Origin of the sequence: Chitinophaga filiformis (assembly GCF_900102545.1) — a bacterium.
GTDB classification, from domain to species: domain Bacteria; phylum Bacteroidota; class Bacteroidia; order Chitinophagales; family Chitinophagaceae; genus Chitinophaga; species Chitinophaga filiformis.
In genome coordinates this window covers 1-17,702 of the sequence record NZ_FNBN01000012.1, presented here as the reverse complement: position 1 = coordinate 17,702, position 17,702 = coordinate 1, and the positions used below count along the sequence as shown (strand labels likewise).

Sequence of the window (17,702 nt, the reverse complement as noted above, 5' to 3'; positions counted from 1 at the left end):
CCGCGAAGTCTTTGTACTACCACCGCAAAACACATGCCACTGCCTTATAATTAATTCATTATCAATACACTACTATCATAACAGTACATTAGCCCTTAGTCACTCCCTCCAGAGCTCCCCATCAATGAAGCTCAATCACAACAGAAAGTTTGATTTTGTTAACTTTGCCGGATGAACAGAAATCTTGAATGTGGAGCTGCAGCATTTCGATCTTCCGACCTTAAACTGAAAGGCTTCAAAGTCCACGAGATCACAGGACCTGCATATGCCTCCCTTTCCTATGGCAGGCGGGACTTTTATAAAATAGTGCTCGCTACCGGCGACATGAACATCTGTTATGGCGATAAGACCATCGACGTCAATGATACTTTCCTGTTTTTTGGTAATCCCCATATCCCTTATTCGACCGAGCATCGTTCTCCTGAACAAAAAGGTTATGCCTGCCTGTTTACGGAAGATTTTATCGGCAGCAGAGAACGGAAAGAAAGCCTGTTGAACGCAACACTATTCCGTTTTGACGGTATTCCGGTGATCCCCGTAAGCAGTGAGCAGGCGGCGTTTATCGAAGGGCTTTATCAAAGGATGCTCTCTGTATACAGCGGTGACTACGAGCGGAAGGACGAAATGCTCAGGAGCTGTATAGACCTTATAATTCACGAAGCATTGAGAATGCAACCGCAGGATGGACTGAAGCAAAGGAACGCCGCTGCAAGAATTACCCGTTTATTTATGGAATTGCTGGAAAAGCAATTTCCAATAGAAAATGCAGCAGATCCACTCAGATTGAGAAGCGCCCAGGACTTTGCAGAAAACCTCGCTGTTCATGTAAACTATCTCAATCGCTCCGTGAAAGAAGTTACAGGTAAGCCTATATCTGTACATATCGCTGAGCGTATTGCCACAGAAGCAAAAGCACTTTTACAGCATACCAGCTGGAGTGTAGCCGACATTGCCTATGCTTTGGGCTTTGAATATCCCAGCTATTTCAACAACTACTTTAAGAGGGTCACCAGCCTTACTCCCAATTCCTTTAGAAAGGATAAAGGGAAAGTATGAAAATCATAACTTTTCGTTTGATTCTCTTTAAAAATGACCGCCGCTTAACCGGAGCTTTGTATTCACAAATCAAATGAAGCGATCGGCCATACTGGCTGATTTACATTAAACTTTATAATACAAGCACATGGAAAAAGTAGTATCAATAAGCCCTGTTGTGCTATCTGCACCCGGGCGGGGCGTGGATTTGCAGGTGCGGGTGTCTGCACCTGCAACTGGCAATCAGCTGCCAGTTATTGTTTTCGCACACGGATATGGTTCTTCATTGGACGGCTATGCTCCGCTCGTCAATTTCTGGGCAGCGCACGGCTTCGTAGTAATACAACCTACCTTTCTCGATTCAAGAACGCTGGGCCTCAGTCCTGAGGATCCCCGGACACCTACGATCTGGCGGCTCCGCATAGAGGACATGAAGCGCATCCTCGATAACCTTGACCTTTTTGAAGACGCTCTTCCTACTCTTAAAGGACGCATGGACCGCAGTCGCATTGCCGCTGTCGGACATTCGTTCGGCGCACAGACGACAGGCATGTTGTTAGGCGCACGTGTTATTGGCCCTGACGGTAATCTGGGAGAGGATATGTCTGACCCACGGATTAAAGCTGGTGTATTGCTTTGCGCTGCTGGCCGGGGTGGTGCAGATCTGACTTCCTTTGCGGCGGAGCATTTCCCGTTTATGAATCCCAGCTATGCCGGGATGACTACGCCCACCCTCGTAGTCTGGGGCGACAAAGATGACTCTTTCCTCAGCGTCCGCGGACCGGAATGGTTCACCGACGCCTATACCCTGAGTACAGGACCTAAGTCACTGCTTACCTTGTTTGGAGGCGAACATTTGCTTGGTGGGATTTCCGGCTATCTCGTAACAGAAACTTCTGATGAGAATCCAGAACGGGTTAAAGCAGTACAGCAGCTTACCTGGGCTTACCTCCGCAGCCAGCTCTACCCTGAAGATACCGCCTGGTCAATTGCGAGTGCTGAATTAATGGAAAACCCGAATCCGATCGGCCGGGTTGAAGATAAATGAGTAGTTGAAAACGTGAGATAGGACTTGCAGTATTCCAGCCCTTCTGTGTAGATTTTTAAGCCCGCTCTCTCGGAGCGGGTTTCATTTTATCTTTCCAGAGATATGTCCACGTCAAAGACATGGTAAAGGCATACTAAAGCCATGGCAATGCTATACAATCAGTCATTGTATATAAAGCACAAAACATCAGCTAACAGGTCTGCTTTCTTAAAAATGAACGGATATTAATCCGGAATTTGTCAGCCAGTTCGTCCTTTTCCTTTAAAAATTGTCGCTTGTCAAGTAATCTTATGCCAACATAAATCCCAATTGGTGCAAAATTTCGTTCGGTGAGATAATAACCGTTCGATAATTTGATATAGGCTGAACGATCGTACACTCGCTTATCAGAGCGATAACAGAAAAGAAAATCTACTATCTTTTGTCCAACTAAGCATTTCTTGCCATCATCAGTAATTGCATCGCCACCATTGAAACACTCTTGAAAATACTCCAGATTTTCTGCTGTAAGCTGGAGATAATTATTTCATCTTCCGGCTGATCTTATCCTCGGTAGATGCAAGAAGACTGATAGATTGCTGCAAACGGTCATACGCCACACTGGCGTCAAGAGCGATGTCTCTCTTGCTTACATCCAGACCGGCCAGGAAAGCCTCCAGATGAGACAGGAACTGCGTTCCCTCGCTGTTCAGCACATTAAAGATCTTGTCGTTCAAACGATCACCTTCCGCGCGTAATTCGTTATTGGTGAGGTCTGTCACGTTACGCATCTGCCTTATCACATCGCCCATCTGTGTCTTTAATACCTCCAGATTCTCAGGATCCTTCTTACCGGGAGCTGTGTTATTACGGAAGATATTATCAGAAAGATTTTTCCTTGTCTTCATGTATGTAGTGAGGTCTTTTTTGAGCGCTTCGAAACTACGCGTAAGTTCCTCTCCTTTTTCGCGGGTGAAGTATTTGTCTACGTCAGCATCGAGGTGTTTGGTCCAGTTGAGCAGACTCATAGAGACATCCACTACGGGCGAAGTTTGCGCGAAACTATAGGTAGCGGATAATAAAACGATAAAGAGTGTAAAAATGCGACGAAAGATCATTTTTAATTGAAAATAAAGAATTTATAAAACATGTTGTTCCCCCAGGAGGTATGTCGGTTTCCCTTACTCCATTCATTGCTGCCCGGTTGGGCCTCTCAGATTGGAATACCGGTATAACTCATTAACGTCCGGCTATTTGTAATATTTTATGGAAGAGTTTTTATTTCACACATTACAAATAATTAAAATACTATATATTTGCGCCGGTATTATGTGAATGTTTAACCTTTTTCAGTTAACATAACCCATTACAACACATTGACCTATAACATTTAAATCAGAATATATACTCAAAACCTATGAAAAAACTGTTCTTAAGTGCCGCCGCACTTGTACTATTGTTTGCTGCCTGCAGCAAGGATGATGATAACAATACACCTCAATCCGGAAAAAAATATCTGTTGCATATGCTATCTCCGGGAGACAGTGTAGAGCTGACATATGATGCCGCCAATAATATCAAGAAAGTAGGATATTATTCCGAGGACGATACTGAAATTTCAGAGTTGACCTATGAAAATGGTAAACTTATCAGTAAGAGCAGCAGTGTTAATGGCGCTGCAATGAAACTGCTGCAGACTTTTGATTACAATAGCGCAGGTAAGCTGCTGAGGGTAAACAACTATGTTTCCGGCACAACCAGATCCCACTATGATAGCCTGGTCTATAATACTAACGGTCAACTGACTGCGTTATATGAGCTTAGCGCTGATTCCAAGTTATGGAACAAATATGCCTATATCTGGGACAGCAAGGGAAATATTACCAGACAAGTATTGCTGGATATAACTGATGGTGTTGAATCCAAGGATAGTTCTATTACTGACTATACCTATGACAGCAAAGTGAACTTTGCATCCAGACAGCCAGAGTTTTTCCTGCTGGAGGCTGACAATCCTACTTTCGGATTATCTGCTAACAATGTCATCAAATCTGTAGAGACATCCAACACGAGGACGGGTTATAATTTAACTGTAACTGAAGAATATACTTACGACGAAGACGGATACCCTGTTACACAGAAAGAAACTGAGAAAGAAACACAGGACGGTACTGTTGTACATACCTATGAAGATTCTTTCAGGTATCGTTATATCAAGAAATAACCGATAACAAAATCAGGTGTTTCCCCTATAAGAGAAACACCTGATTTTTTTTATCCCTTTCAACTGCCACAGGATTCTCCTCACTAACACATTCCCCGCGGCATCATCGGTTGAATAATTAACTTATTTCCCTTCCGTTTCCTCCAACTTCCATTCCGGCCGGATAAAATGGCAGGTATATCCAAAAGGATGTTTCTGCAGATAATCCTGGTGCTCTTCTTCCGCATCCCAGAAATCTGATACCGGTACGATTTCAGTAACAATTGGATTGCGATAAATGCCCGCTGCAGTCAGCTCCTTCACCAGTTCAACTGCGGTGTTTTTCTGCTCTTCATCCAGGTAAAAGATAGCTGAGCGATAAGAGGTACCTATATCATTCCCCTGCCGGTTACGGGTGGTAGGATCATGTATCTGGAAAAAGAACTCCAACAGCTTACGATAAGAAAGCTCATTCGGGTCAAATTCTATCTTTATGCCTTCTGCATGTGTTCCATGATTGCGGTAAGTAGCATTAGGAACGTCGCCGCCGGTATAACCGACAACAGTCTTCTTTACACCAGGAAGAGCACGGATGAGCTCTTCTACACCCCAAAAACAACCTCCCGCGAGTATGGCAGTCTGTGTTGACATATAACTTATTTTAGCCTGTAAGCCCCACTTTTATGCCAGGGATGAAAGGACAGCCATTTTAGCAGATAAACACAGCGACAGACACCATACTGTCAGGATGTCAATGAGCCACTAAATATCCTTCCTTACTGATCCTATATAAAAAGTTCTGCTTAGACGCTTCTCCAAAATAAGCCACTTCCATCTCTCCTACCTTCTCAGCACCTAAGCGGCCAATGGATATCTGCGACCGGATATTATTCACTCCTATATGGAAATACACCTGCGAAACAAACTGAAAGATATAATCCATCATTATGCGCTTAATACCATGATTAAACCCTTTCCCCCAATATGCCGTCGCATAAAAAGTATACCCGATGCAAATGCTGTTTTCCTCCTCATTGTAATCATAAAAACGGGTACTCCCTGCAACACGTCCTGTTGCTTTATCAACAATCTTAAATGCACCCTTACTTTTGATAGCTCCCTCAAAAAATGTACGAAACACCTCTTCTTTCCACCGATCCCTGTTGGGATGCTGTTCCCATATTTTTGGGTCTGATGCTACTGCATACAGGTCATCAAAATCCTTTTCGCGCAAAGGGTAAAGGATGGCATATTCATTTTCCAGGATAGGCTGAATGTCGAATGTCATATGTTATTTTTTTACAGATCTTTAATGTAATTCGCCAGGTCTCTTTCAACGCCATTATCGCTTTTCTCCAGTTGCCTGATAATCCGTTCCCGTTCTGCGCCCGTTTTATTCTGGCTTAATTTCTTCTGTCCTTGCAGGTCTGTTACCTCCAGTTCAAAAGCTACAATCCCCCGCATCATACCTGTTTTATATTTTTCAGAAAGCCCCTGCCATTGCTCCATATACCCCGGTTCATAAAAAGTTATCATCTGCTCCAGTATCCGCGCCCTGGAGGCCTCATCTTCCAGGATCTTCGCCTTTCCGTAAGCATGCACACTGATATAATCCCAGGTAGGTACACTCTCCCGTTTGTCGTAATGTGTGGGTGAAATATAAGCATGTGGCTCGGAGAATATCACCAGGGAAGTATTGGCTGCTATGTATTTAGCCTGGGTGTTAACAGCAGACAGGTGTGCGGTCAGCACCAGCCTGTCTGCATCCTTGCTGATAAAGAATGGCAGATGAGTAGCAAGGGGGATGTTATCTCCTGTCGTAATGATAGTGGCAAAACTATACCGCTGCATAAAATCTAACATCTCTTTATGATCCTGGAACTGAAATGACTGAGGAACGTACATAACCGGATTGTCTTTAAACAGTACAAATGTATCTACCGATTGGATTATATTTGTAGTCCAATTTCAATAAAATGGATAGTCCAATTTTGACCCGGATCTTTCATGATATCCATCTCGATCACCCGGCAGAAAGAGCGGTATATCTCCAACTGGCAGACGCGATTTTGTCTCTTATAAAGAAAGGGATACTCCGCCCCGGACTTAAATTACCCAGCTCCCGGGACGTGGCCTCACAACTGCAGATCAACAGGATCACCGTGTCCAAGGCATACGAGGAACTACAGATGCAGGGATGGCTGGAAAGCGCTGTAGGTCGCGGTACATTCATCACCTCACATATCCCCGAATCTGCCCCGAGAACATTACGGAGTGCAACCAAAAACAACACTTCTCAAACAGCGGGTTTTACGATCCCTGTTCAGCCATACCTGGAAGCCATTCCATCCATTGTCAGCAGCGAACTGCATCTGGACGATGGCTTTCCTGATCCCAAACTGGCCCCTTTAAAGGAGCTATACAGGGCATATCGCAGCCAGCTGACAAGAAGTGGCTTATATAACAAGTTCGGTAAATACGGGCATCCTGACGGTTCCGAATTCTACAAGGAAGCCATATCAAGATATCTTAACGAGACACGAGGTTTGAAAACTACTGCTCATAACATTCTTTCAGTAAAGGGAACAGTCATGGGCATCAACCTCGTTTGCAATGGACTGATCAATCCCGGCGATATTATTGTATCGGGCATTCCCGGATGGCGAAGAGCAGAGCAGAACTTCATACATGCCGGTGCAAAACATATCGGTATTCCGGTAGATGAACATGGCCTGATAGTAGATGAACTAAAGAAGATTTGTCGCCGGAAGAAAGTAAGGATGGTATATGTTACCCCACATCATCATTACCCAACCACCGTATCACTACGGATTGACAGAAGACTGGAATTATTACGGCTCGCCAGTGAATACGGATTTATCATCTTTGAAGATGATTACGACTTTGATTTTCACTACAAACACCGCCCTTTGTTACCACTAGCAAGCGCTGATGAAAATGGTATGGTCATTTACTGCGGATCTTTCAGTAAAAGCTTCTCTCCTGCTTTCCGTATCGGTTATCTTGCTGCTTCGCAGAATGTGATTGAACACCTCAGCCGCGTTCGCATCCTGCTGGACAGACAAGGCGATCATATCCTGGATAATGCCATCGCAGAACTATTGCACGACGGCACCATGCAACGATATCTTAGGAAAACATTACCGGTATATAAGGAAAGACGGGATTTTTTCTGTGACTTACTGAGTAATGAATTAAAGCAGGCTGTTAGCTTTAATATTCCTGAAGGTGGGATGACGGTATGGACAAAGTTTGCAGCTTCAGTTGACGTAGAAAAGCTGGCAAAAGATGCTTTTAAGAAAGGCTTATACATATCCGATGGCAGGAATCATCGATATCCAACATTCAATGCTAATGCCGTCCGCCTGGGTTTCGCTTCATCTTCTGAAGAAGAACTGGAAAAAGGGGTAGGAATATTGAAACAACTGCTGAAAAAATAGCACTTGCTATAAAACAAAAAGAGGCTGTCAGTCAAAGTGATTGAGCAGCCTCTTTTTATTCGTTTTACTTGTAGTCATATAAGCGATCCTACCGATGTTCGCTTTTCTAACAGATCATCTAACTAGGGATGCGTGTACAGTCTGTATACCAGTGTACCTGAAGGTGGTAATCCTGGGCCACCATCTGTGTAACCTATCAGCACTAAAGTTCCATTCGTTGGATTGGTATCGGCATCGCTTACGATTTCGGCATTTGCCAATGTGCTCCAGGCAACGAACTGACCGGCAGGGTTATACCAGGCATAGTTTACAATAGCTGGACTTACCTTTTGCTCCTGCCTTGGAGCAAATGAGCTGAACAACAACATCATGGTAAAAAGAGAGACTGACAAAAGGGCTTTCATTTCTTTCATGTGAAATTGGGTTTTAATGATTAACAAAATGATTAACAAGAACGGGTATATCGACTCGGTATATCGATTTCTATTGATTGTGTCTGAAATACGAATGCAGCATTATGGTACATCAGGAGTACCGGCTGCCAATGCTAATACTAATTTAAATATTCTAAGGCATTACACCAACTTATTTACAACTAAACGTCGACTTTCTCAGCAGCAGATACATGTTACCACAGATACTTACGCCTTATTCATCTCTTTTTCGTATATTAGTGTGGTATATCCTTATTGTGAACCCATCTCCATTCCGGTTAAAACTTGTTCATTATTCGTTCACGTTAATAGTATGGTCTCAGAATTGATCCTGATATGAATCACTTATTACCACTTAAACCAAATTACTGACTGTAAAAACGTTAGCCTATGATCACACCATTTAACGGGTTTGTCCGCCCGGTAACAGCACTATTATTGCTAATCCAGTTGTTCATTACGCCGGCCATGGCACAAATCACCTGGCCCGCAGGACAACTCCTTCCTTCTTTTCCGACTACTGCGCAAACGCAGGACCTTTTTATCCTGCGCGAGACCTCTGCATCCACCCGCTGGGAAGGAGAAGGACCGGCTTTGAGCCACAAAACAGGAAGATTAGAAACCGATGGCTGGCTATGCCAGACCAGCATTGATGCCGCAGATGAACATATGATCTACGGTCCCTACTACACAGGTATTCCCGCAGGTCCCAATGTAGCCGAATTCCGCATGAAGGTGGACAACAACACCGCCAATGATGATCCTGTCGTAGATGTAGACGTCAGAAATGCCACAAACGGGCAGATCCTGGCCTCCAGAACTATTACCCGTAAGCAGTTTTCTGTCGCCAGTGAATATGTAAACTTTACGCTACCATTTACACTTCCGGCCGACAATCAGTCGATCGAGTTACGCGTATATTGGAGAGGTACTTCTTATACGAAAGTTGACTGGGTAGGCGTACAACAGAATGGCCCCTCCGCAGAGATGTATTTGTTTGCATCCCTGAAAGGGATCGTTAACAGAACCCAGCCCCGTATGTTTTCCTATGAAGGAGACGCCTTCGCAGAAGGACAATATACCTGGCTGCGCTCCCTGGGATTAAGCTGGTCTGAAACGGCCGACAAATGGAGCCTCATTAGCAAATACCGTAATGAAATATCCGGATTGATCGTCTACGATCCTGCCCAGATTCATACCGTCAACCTCGCCACTGTACTTGCCAAAGACCGGAAAGCGCTGATTGCATCACCAATCCTGCTGTCGAAATTAACAGCAGCACCTTATAACCTACCCATATTGCTGGATCTGCGCGGCCAGTTCAGTAGTAAACTTCAGGTATATCAGTCCCTGTACAACAATTACTGGCCCAATCTTGACCATCGCCTGTTAATAGGACTGAATCCCGATATACATAAAGCAGCGCTCCGCGAATATGCTGTAGCATTGGGAGCTGCCACCATCTGGCTGGACCCTAACGTAGCAGGTGAAAGCGAGTTGCTCAATAGCTTTTTAGGATCGATGCCTGCAGGCTCCAATTATATGGGATGGTGGCCTGAGGAAGCTCCCGGTGTAGAAAGAGCATCAAGGTATGGCATTGCCACTGTTGCGAGCGACTGGGCTACGAATCTGACCGTCCATAGCGGTATGTCCAGAACAGTAACCACCAAACCGATGCCGGCAAAACCAGCACTACAGAACAAATTGTACGTCGCCTTTATAATAAGCGATGGCGACAATCTGCAGTATGTCGAGCACCTTATGCGCAAGCTGTGGGACAACCCTGACCGCGGTTCCGTTCCAATAGGATGGACACTTTCTCCCGCGATGCTCGATGCTATGCCCGGAGCCCTGAACTATTACTGGCAAACCTCCACTAACAACGACAACCTGATCTCCGGCCCCTCCGGCTACGGTTACGCTTATCCAAACAGCTGGCCCGATCAGGCCCGTTTAAACCAGTTTGCATCCAAAACTGATGAATACAACCGTCGTGCAGGTTTCCGGGTCATCACCATCTGGAATACCATCACAGGAGGCATCAACCAGAATGTAGGACAAACATTTGCGACCAACGCGCCTTACACACTCGGCCTCACTGCCCAGAACACCGGCGGCGGACTAACCATCTATAACAACAGCCTCCCGGGCATGGCGCTTTCCTGCAACTATTGCACCAATGAACAGGCCATGAAAGATCATATTACATCCGCATCCGCGGGATGGAATGGTACATCTCCGAGGTTCATCATCATACAGGCGCAACCCTGGCAAAATGTCACACCTACAAGTTTTAAAAATGTAGCAAATTCTCTTAACGCCAATTACATAGTAGTGCGCCCGGATCACATATTTCAACTTATCCGTGAAGCCAACGGCCTTCCGGTTAATCCGCAATAAAAGGATGCATCCTGATGCAAATACAGATGCAGATGGGGATACGAAATACAGATACAAATAGAGATAAAGATGTTGCTGTAGATATAGATATAGTAGTAAGTATAACTGTTAGATACATTTGCTGATGCAGATGGAGATACGGATACAAATAGAGATAAGATGTTGCTGTAGATATAGCTATAGTAGTAAGTATAACTGTTAGATACATTTGCTGATGCAGATGGAGATACTGATACAGATACAAATAGAGATAAGATGTTGCTGTAGATATAGCTATAGTAGTAAGTATAACTGTTAGATACATTTGCTGATGCAGATGGAGATACGGATACAAATAGAGATAAAGATGTTGCTGTAGATATAGCTATAGGAGTAAGTGTAACTGTTAAATACATTTGCCGATGCGGACGCAGATGTGACGCAGATATAATGCAGACATAGATGTAGATGTAGATGTGACGCAGACGTATAAACTGAGCTATCAGCTCCTCAAGGCATAAGATGAGGGCGTCATAGTCATTAATAAGGGCAGCGAAAGTAGCTTCGGTTTCAGATGGGAATAGCGGGCCTTCGGCGCCTACCGCCATCCCATGCTGAAACCGAAGCTACTTAGCGTTGATAGAAGCTCAATCTTTCTGCTGCCTTAGGCGAGCCTGCCTTACACGCGTCAGCGTCTCCCGCGACACACCAAGATAAGACGCTACCATGTGCAATGGCACACGCCTGAACACCTCCGGAAAAGAAGTAATGAAGTTCTCATACATCTCTTCAACGGTGTAGCTGATATTCATCATTATCCGCTCTACGCTTGCGTCTATACTACTGTCTTTCACCTTATCCGAGAATACTCTGATGAGAGGAATAGCCGTCATCATTTCTTCAAAAGCTTCCCGGCTCCACAATATAGCATCCGTATCTTCCAGGGCGTCAATATTATATCTTGACGGGATCTGGTTATTATAGCTGTCATGCACAATTATCCAGGTATTTTCCGGCGAAAACCGTAGTATATATTCTGTACCGTCATCCTTCAGGCGATAACTTCTCAACATGCCTTTTGCAACGAATATCTTATGACGACACACCTCTCCTTCTTTCAGCAATAGCTGTCTTCTGCGTATTTTCTTTACTGTTGCCAGTGAACGCATGTATTTAAGCTCCTCTTTGGTGAACTCACCGTAGGCACTGATATAAGTTTCAAAACAATCAAACATTGATTAACAACATTTTAACGGATCCTTAAACTTCTTCCCCTGTATCCCTGGACTTAGTCAACAATGCAAATTTAGGTCAAATGACCTCAAAAAATTGGGTCAAATCTCCTTGTTTCGGGGCGTACTTCTGTCGCAATTTTGTGCCCGTAAATAGTTCGCAGCAGCTTGTGTTACGAATGGATTTATTAACGTAAAAACTACAAAATATGCGTGTTTTTGTCACCGGCGCTACAGGTTTTGTCGGCACAGCCGTTGTTCAGGATTTACTCAGCGCAGGTCACCAGGTATTGGGCCTTGCCCGTACGGAGGCCGCTGCTGCAACGCTCACTGCTGCGGGCGCCGAAGTGCACCGGGGTACATTGGAAGATCTCGACAGTCTGAGACAGGGGGCACTGGCATCGGATGGGATCATCCACACTGCCTTCATCCATGATTTCTCTAACATGGCTGCCTCCGCTGTAACAGACAGGATTGCTATTGAGACCTTCATTGCGGCACTGGCAGGATCAGGCAAGCCCCTGGTGGTGACCTCCGGTATTGCTACCGTTGCAGCTCTTGATGGCGGTCGCCTGGGAACAGAGAAAGATGCGCCCAATCCCAACACCCCCGGAAGGCACCGTGTACCATCTGAAGAGACTACACTCGCTGCAGCATCCCAGGGTGTCCGTTCATCGGTGGTAAGACTTCCGACATCGGTACATGACAAGGATGATCATGGCTTCATTCCAATGCTGATCAACATTGCCCGTCAGAAAGGTGTTTCGGCTTATATTGGCGAAGGACTCAATCGCTGGCCGGCAGTACACCGCCTGGATGCTGCCCGTGTTTACAGACTGGCGTTGGAGAAAGGAACTGCTGGTACCCGATTCCATGCCATCGGCGATGAAGGTATACCTACCCGGGATATCGCCACAGCAATCGGCAAACATCTGCATCTGCCGGTGGTATCGGTATCACCAGCCGAAGCAGCTGAACATTTCGGCTGGCTGGGACATTTCTTTGCTGTTGACTGCCCCGCTTCCGGTGCGCTGACACAGGAGTGGCTGGGATGGCAGCCTATTCATCCCGGATTGATCGAGGATCTCGGTAACGGAAATTACTTTGCTACCGGAAAGTAAGGCCGGCGTCTTGCATGTAAAAACACCCTCTCAGGTTCCCGCAACCCGAGAGGGTGTTTTCATTTTACAGTTATCATTTGCATTGACCGAGAAATCCTTTCCCGGTTAAATTGCTACCTTAGAACATCATTTAGCAATCAGCACTCATGGAGAACATTCCTGTCAGGAATATCAATACAAGCGAAGGAGAACTTTCCAAAAACTTCAATATCCGCGATGTGCGGGACCTGCTTGCGGGCAAAGACATGATCCAGGAACTTCACCGGCATAATTTCTTTTATGTACTGGCATTAAAAAAAGGGAAAGGCACCCACGAAATAGATTTCAATCCGTACGAAGTTGCCGACAATGTTATCTTCTTCATGCGGCCAGGCCAGGTACATCAGCTTACCATGAAAGCCGGCAGTACAGGTTACATGATGGCATTTAAAAATGACTTCTATTCTCCACCGGATAAGGCCGGGCATCAGTTATTACGCAAGGTAAGCTCTATGAACTATTATCAGTCAGATAATGATGGATTCAAGAGGTTAAACACACCATTAGCCAATATCTTCCAGGAATTCAGCAACAGGCAGGAGCAGTACCAGGAAGTTATCAGGGCCAATCTGCACATCTTCCTCATCGAGCTTATCAGGCAATGTAACCAGGCATCGGCTGGTAACACCAATATGTATACGCAGGAACGACTGGAAGAATTTCTGGCATTGCTGGAAACACATATCGCCGGTATTAAGCAGGCGTCTTCATATGCTGACATGATGCATCTTTCTCTATACCAACTGAATACAATCACGAAGGCTACAATGGGCAAAACATGTTCAGAAATGATCAATGAACAGATTATACTGGAAGCCAAAAGATACCTGCTGGCTACTTCCGGTCAGGTCAGTCAGATAGCAGATCAGTTAGGTTATGAAGATGTCTCCTATTTTATACGGTTCTTCAAAAAAAATACGGGGTATTCACCAGAGGTATTCAGACAGCAGTTCAGATCACTATAACGAATAATCAACATCCCTGCAACTTCATATAAGTTCCATTCAACTACATTTCTGTCCTATTCCTGAAACATTGACTATTCCTAGCTTTGCAGTAAATAACAATCATACTATGCAACAGAAATGGGACGAACGCTATAAAGAACCGGAATTTGCCTACGGCAAATCACCTAATCTCTTTTTCAAGGAATGGCTTCCAACATTCAAACCCGGCGCTATACTGATGCCAGCTGATGGAGAAGGACGTAACGGTGTATTCGCAGCACAGCAGGGATGGAAAGTGACAAGTTTCGACTTCAGTATAGAAGGGCAGTCAAAAGCATTACAACTGGCAAAAGAAAATGATGTTGCGCTTGCATACATTGTCGGCGACTTAGATGATCTTAGTTTTGATCAGGAGGCCTTCGATGCCATCGGCCTTATATATGCACATTTTGCTGCTGAAAAGAAATCGATCTTCCACAGGAAGTTAAATGAGTATCTCAAACCCGGCGGTATTATTATCCTGGAAGCGTTCAGCAGGAAACACCTGCACTTCAACGGGCTTGATCCAAGGGTCGGAGGACCGAAAGAGATAGATATGCTGTATTCCAAAGAAGAAATAACAGCCGATTTTAGCAACTATGAAATACTGATGCTGACAGAGGAAGAGATACAGCTCAATGAAGGCAAGTATCATATTGGCAAAGGTGCAGTGATCAGGTTTGTAGGACGAAAAATCAGCTGATCATCAGGATATATTCCCCAGGTAATCTGCATTTGCAGAACAACCTTTCAACTGAGAATCAGGGAGTCTTCTGGCAAACCACGATTATTTCCCGATAACCTCTTTGCGGTGCGCCAGTCCCCAGTAATGCAGTTCATCCAGCACCTTTTCCAGCGACATGCCATGCGCCGTGATCGAGTATTCCACTGCCGGCGGGAAGGTATCATGTGTTTCCCTTTTCACGAGCTTATTGGCTTCTAAAGCCTTTAATTCTTTGGACAACATCTTATCGGTAATACCACCGACCTCCTTTGAGATCTGTTTAAATCGTTTCGGACCTGAGTGTAATGAGAACAAAATGAGCAGTTTCCATCTTCCTTCCAGGGCTTCGAGGGCATCTTTGATAGAAAGCATCGTTTTAGGACATCCTTCCCGTGTCAGCATTTCTTATTCTTTAGCAGTTTACAGTGTTCACGTTACTATACAGTTGGAAAGCGCTATCCGGCAGGATAGTGCTTTCTTCTGAACAACAAACATAAATACTTTTGAGCCGCTAACGAAAAATCCTTTCTTGCATGACAAATCAACAGAAATCGTCCAAAGTGATGAATATTATCCTCTGGATAGCGCAGGTGTTTGTGGCAGCCGGTTTTATCTGGGTGGCCGCCATCAAGTTATTTCAGCCTATTGAAAAAATAGCGGCCATGTGGCCATGGACCGGTGAGGTGCCATCCCTGATGGTAAGACTACTCGGAGTAGTAGATCTATTGGGCGGCCTTGGACTCATATTGCCTTCCTTACTGCACATCAAGCCGAGGCTCACTGCCTTTACGGCTATTGCCATTATATTGCTCATGATATGTGCGGGTATTTTTCATATCGCACGGGGAGAAGGTGCTGTAATAGGGGTTAATATATTCTTTGCGGTTATTGCGGCGTTCATTGCCTGGGGAAGAATGAAGAAATAGAAAGCTCTTTTCTATTATGCTAAGTAGCTTCGGTTGGGTATACTTCCGCTGTTCCTATTGCTGTTTAGGCAGCTAGTTTATCAAAAGCAAGGAGGTTGCATCAGATTACCTTTTGATACAACCTCCCAAACTTATTTTTTCATCAACGCTTACTTGACAGTATAGTGGCATTTAACTGTAAAATCGTTAGCACTGGTAAAAACTGGCAGTTCAGCATATTGAAATACCTTTACAGAGCCATCAGTATTCAAGGTGCATGTGTTTTTATATGTTTGCGTCTTTATAGAATCAACCTTCTGGTCTGAAATATAAACCCTGTTTAATGTTCCATCATTAAACAGGTTGTCTTTGGGACACAGGATATTCTGCATGAATATATTCTGAGAGTTTGCCGTAAAGAGGTATAGCTGTACCCTCGTCGCCAGTAAAAAAGCGTATGCCGGATTAAACTTTTCCATGCTTTTATTTACAGATGATACAGTAGCAGCGGGATGTATATTCCGTTCGCTTGTTAAGGCAAACTGGTTAAAGGCTTGTATATTAATAGAATCGAGGTCGCCATTGTTCTTTCTTGCATAGCGTCTTTTATATACTGTATAAGAGCTACCTTCCTGTATTAACTCAGTGGCGATGGAAAGCAGGATATTATTCCCATCGTACGATAGTTTACTCTTCATTTCAAAAATTCCGAGAGTGCCTGAATTGTCTTCTATATTAAGACTATCAATACGATTATTAACGCCGTAGAAGATGCTGTAGTCCTGGTTCCACCAGGTGCCACCCCGTGCTGTCATTTTAGACAGCAAATCATTGCTGTTATACGTAAACAGGTAAACAATTGTATCGGAGGCGCCACGGGCAACTACTTTCACGACCTGGTTCTTGTCATTATAGTAGATGGAGTCTGAATAGATAGCTACCCCACTGGTGTCTGCCCATCCCGGATAGTAGTCTGCACTGGTTAACGTTGCCGGGGTTTCGTTTTCGGTGTCAGGGGTTTCGTCTTTGTTACAGGCGAAGAGAAACGATAGGGATAATAACAACAAGGCCCCTAATGCCGGATTGATGATTTTCACAGGTAATAGATTTATTTCGCAGCAAATATACCATAATATTTAAATGTGTTATTACCTTGAATATCTACCTGTATAAAAAACGAAGAGGGGATATCATAGTTACGATATCCCCCTCCGCTAAGAGTTTATAATACTAACTTTGCTTTCTTACATACTGTGTCAGGATCACGATCACCTGCCCTTCTATTTTACCTTCTATCTGCGCGGTATTATTCTCTACCAAACGGATATTCTTAACAACGGTACCCATTTTAGCATTCAGGGTAGTTCCTTTCACATCCAATGATTTGATCAGCACTACCGCATCTCCATCCTGTAATACCTGGCCGTTACAATCTTTGTGTAATTCTACTGCAGCGTCATTCTCATGGTCGCCGGTCGCTTTCGCCCATGCCAGTCGCTCGTCGTCCAGGTACATCATATCCAGGCTCTCCATTGCCCAGCTTTCCTGCTTTAAACGGTTCAGCATACGCCAGGAAACGATCTGGATACCTGGCACCTCACTCCACATGGTTTCCGACAAAAAGCGCCAATGATTGCTGTCCAGTTCGGCTTTCTTTTCTATCTGCATCCTGCATGTATTACAGATAAGGATGCTATTATCCTCGTCTGCTCCGGAAGCAGGCGGTACTTCATAGATCTTTAAAGCTTCTGTTGATTTACACAGCTCACATTGATTTCCACTCCTTTTTTGTAGTAGTTCGTCCAGTTTCATTACTTGTTTTATAAAAATGTGCCGCGAATGTATAGCTTTTAACTGGCTAAAAAAGTGACATATTGCAGTCTGTTGTGCCAGTCCGAAGATGTTTGCTTGTAAGGTCGGTATTAACAGGTTTTAATCAGGTACAAAAGCCGTACAAGAACGATGTCTGTACCTGTTCCAATCCTTGTTGCTGTACCAGCGGTCCATTCCGTTGACCGGGGTTACACCATTCGTTGCCCCGGGGTTGCCCCATTCCGTTGCCCCGGGGTTGCACCCCGCGCTACAAACAACGAGACCCCTGCCGGGGTCTATTGACGCGAATGATACCGGTTTGTTTTGGGCATTCCATCGTTATG

At 44.6% G+C, this 17,702-nt stretch carries 18 protein-coding genes; 9 read left to right on the top strand and 9 right to left on the bottom strand.

Features of this window, described 5'->3' with window-relative positions:
• Window positions 1-171: 171 nt before the first annotated feature.
• Window positions 172-1,056: a helix-turn-helix domain-containing protein gene (locus tag BLR32_RS30790; protein ID WP_089837977.1), complete on the top strand. Its 885-nt coding sequence runs from the start codon at window positions 172-174 to the stop codon at window positions 1,054-1,056.
• Window positions 1,057-1,183: 127 nt separating this feature from the next.
• A complete protein-coding gene (locus tag BLR32_RS30785) occupies window positions 1,184-2,083 on the top strand; it encodes an alpha/beta hydrolase family protein (RefSeq protein WP_089837975.1) in 900 nt (299 codons plus the stop codon).
• A 521-nt stretch (window positions 2,084-2,604) separates the two neighbouring features.
• On the opposite strand, the gene BLR32_RS30780 is transcribed toward BLR32_RS30785, so the two are convergent.
• Complete coding sequence (locus BLR32_RS30780) at window positions 2,605-3,180, bottom strand: hypothetical protein (protein WP_089837973.1); 576 nt, start codon at window positions 3,178-3,180, stop codon at window positions 2,605-2,607.
• Window positions 3,181-3,479: 299 nt separating this feature from the next.
• Here BLR32_RS30780 and BLR32_RS30775 point away from each other — a divergent pair, with 299 nt between their 5' ends.
• Window positions 3,480-4,286: a hypothetical protein gene (locus tag BLR32_RS30775; RefSeq protein WP_089837971.1), complete on the top strand. Its 807-nt coding sequence runs from the start codon at window positions 3,480-3,482 to the stop codon at window positions 4,284-4,286.
• A 123-nt stretch (window positions 4,287-4,409) separates the two neighbouring features.
• On the opposite strand, the gene msrA is transcribed toward BLR32_RS30775, so the two are convergent.
• The 3 genes from msrA to BLR32_RS30760 all read right to left on the bottom strand — a co-directional run bounded on the left by msrA (window position 4,410) and on the right by BLR32_RS30760 (window position 6,170).
• Window positions 4,410-4,916, bottom strand: coding sequence for a peptide-methionine (S)-S-oxide reductase MsrA (msrA, locus tag BLR32_RS30770; protein WP_089837969.1), 507 nt, complete (start codon window positions 4,914-4,916; stop codon window positions 4,410-4,412).
• 100 nt (window positions 4,917-5,016) lie between these two features.
• Entirely contained in the window at window positions 5,017-5,553 is a 537-nt protein-coding gene (locus BLR32_RS30765) for a GNAT family N-acetyltransferase (RefSeq protein WP_089837967.1), read from the bottom strand.
• A gap of 11 nt (window positions 5,554-5,564) precedes the next feature.
• Window positions 5,565-6,170: an FMN-binding negative transcriptional regulator gene (locus BLR32_RS30760; protein WP_089837965.1), complete on the bottom strand. Its 606-nt coding sequence runs from the start codon at window positions 6,168-6,170 to the stop codon at window positions 5,565-5,567.
• Between the two features lie 71 nt (window positions 6,171-6,241).
• On the opposite strand from BLR32_RS30760, the gene BLR32_RS30755 reads away from it, so the two are divergent.
• The gene (locus tag BLR32_RS30755; RefSeq protein ID WP_089837963.1) at window positions 6,242-7,726 is read left to right on the top strand and encodes an aminotransferase-like domain-containing protein; all 1,485 of its coding nucleotides are present in this window, start codon (window positions 6,242-6,244) and stop codon (window positions 7,724-7,726) included.
• A 122-nt stretch (window positions 7,727-7,848) separates the two neighbouring features.
• Here the strand turns inward: BLR32_RS30755 and BLR32_RS30750 are convergent, their stop codons facing one another.
• Window positions 7,849-8,139 carry a hypothetical protein gene (locus BLR32_RS30750; RefSeq protein WP_143011653.1) on the bottom strand — a complete coding sequence of 97 codons (291 nt, stop codon included), beginning with the start codon at window positions 8,137-8,139 and terminating at the stop codon, window positions 7,849-7,851.
• Window positions 8,140-8,550: 411 nt separating this feature from the next.
• Between BLR32_RS30750 and BLR32_RS30745 the strand changes: the two genes are divergently transcribed.
• On the top strand, window positions 8,551-10,560 hold the full coding sequence (locus BLR32_RS30745; protein ID WP_089837960.1) for a GxGYxYP domain-containing protein: 2,010 nt from the start codon (window positions 8,551-8,553) through the stop codon (window positions 10,558-10,560).
• 626 nt (window positions 10,561-11,186) lie between these two features.
• Here BLR32_RS30745 and BLR32_RS30735 read toward each other — a convergent pair.
• The gene (locus tag BLR32_RS30735) at window positions 11,187-11,774 is read right to left on the bottom strand and encodes a Crp/Fnr family transcriptional regulator (RefSeq protein WP_089837955.1); all 588 of its coding nucleotides are present in this window, start codon (window positions 11,772-11,774) and stop codon (window positions 11,187-11,189) included.
• A gap of 206 nt (window positions 11,775-11,980) precedes the next feature.
• Here BLR32_RS30735 and BLR32_RS30730 point away from each other — a divergent pair, with 206 nt between their 5' ends.
• From BLR32_RS30730 to BLR32_RS30720, 3 genes are all read left to right on the top strand, one after another.
• A complete protein-coding gene (locus tag BLR32_RS30730; RefSeq protein WP_089837954.1) occupies window positions 11,981-12,892 on the top strand; it encodes an SDR family oxidoreductase in 912 nt (303 codons plus the stop codon).
• A gap of 146 nt (window positions 12,893-13,038) precedes the next feature.
• The gene (locus BLR32_RS30725) at window positions 13,039-13,896 is read left to right on the top strand and encodes an AraC family transcriptional regulator (RefSeq protein WP_089837952.1); all 858 of its coding nucleotides are present in this window, start codon (window positions 13,039-13,041) and stop codon (window positions 13,894-13,896) included.
• Window positions 13,897-14,005: 109 nt separating this feature from the next.
• Window positions 14,006-14,620 (top strand): class I SAM-dependent methyltransferase, encoded by a 615-nt coding sequence (locus BLR32_RS30720; RefSeq protein WP_089837950.1) that lies wholly within the window; start codon window positions 14,006-14,008, stop codon window positions 14,618-14,620.
• An 84-nt stretch (window positions 14,621-14,704) separates the two neighbouring features.
• Here the strand turns inward: BLR32_RS30720 and BLR32_RS30715 are convergent, their stop codons facing one another.
• On the bottom strand, window positions 14,705-15,043 hold the full coding sequence (locus tag BLR32_RS30715; protein ID WP_089837949.1) for a winged helix-turn-helix transcriptional regulator: 339 nt from the start codon (window positions 15,041-15,043) through the stop codon (window positions 14,705-14,707).
• A 131-nt stretch (window positions 15,044-15,174) separates the two neighbouring features.
• Here BLR32_RS30715 and BLR32_RS30710 point away from each other — a divergent pair, with 131 nt between their 5' ends.
• A complete protein-coding gene (locus BLR32_RS30710; protein ID WP_089837947.1) occupies window positions 15,175-15,567 on the top strand; it encodes a DoxX family protein in 393 nt (130 codons plus the stop codon).
• Window positions 15,568-15,716: 149 nt separating this feature from the next.
• Here the strand turns inward: BLR32_RS30710 and BLR32_RS30705 are convergent, their stop codons facing one another.
• Window positions 15,717-16,643, bottom strand: coding sequence for a hypothetical protein (locus tag BLR32_RS30705; RefSeq protein WP_089837945.1), 927 nt, complete (start codon window positions 16,641-16,643; stop codon window positions 15,717-15,719).
• A gap of 133 nt (window positions 16,644-16,776) precedes the next feature.
• A complete protein-coding gene (locus BLR32_RS30700; RefSeq protein WP_089837943.1) occupies window positions 16,777-17,358 on the bottom strand; it encodes a PhnA domain-containing protein in 582 nt (193 codons plus the stop codon).
• Window positions 17,359-17,702 lie beyond the last annotated feature (344 nt).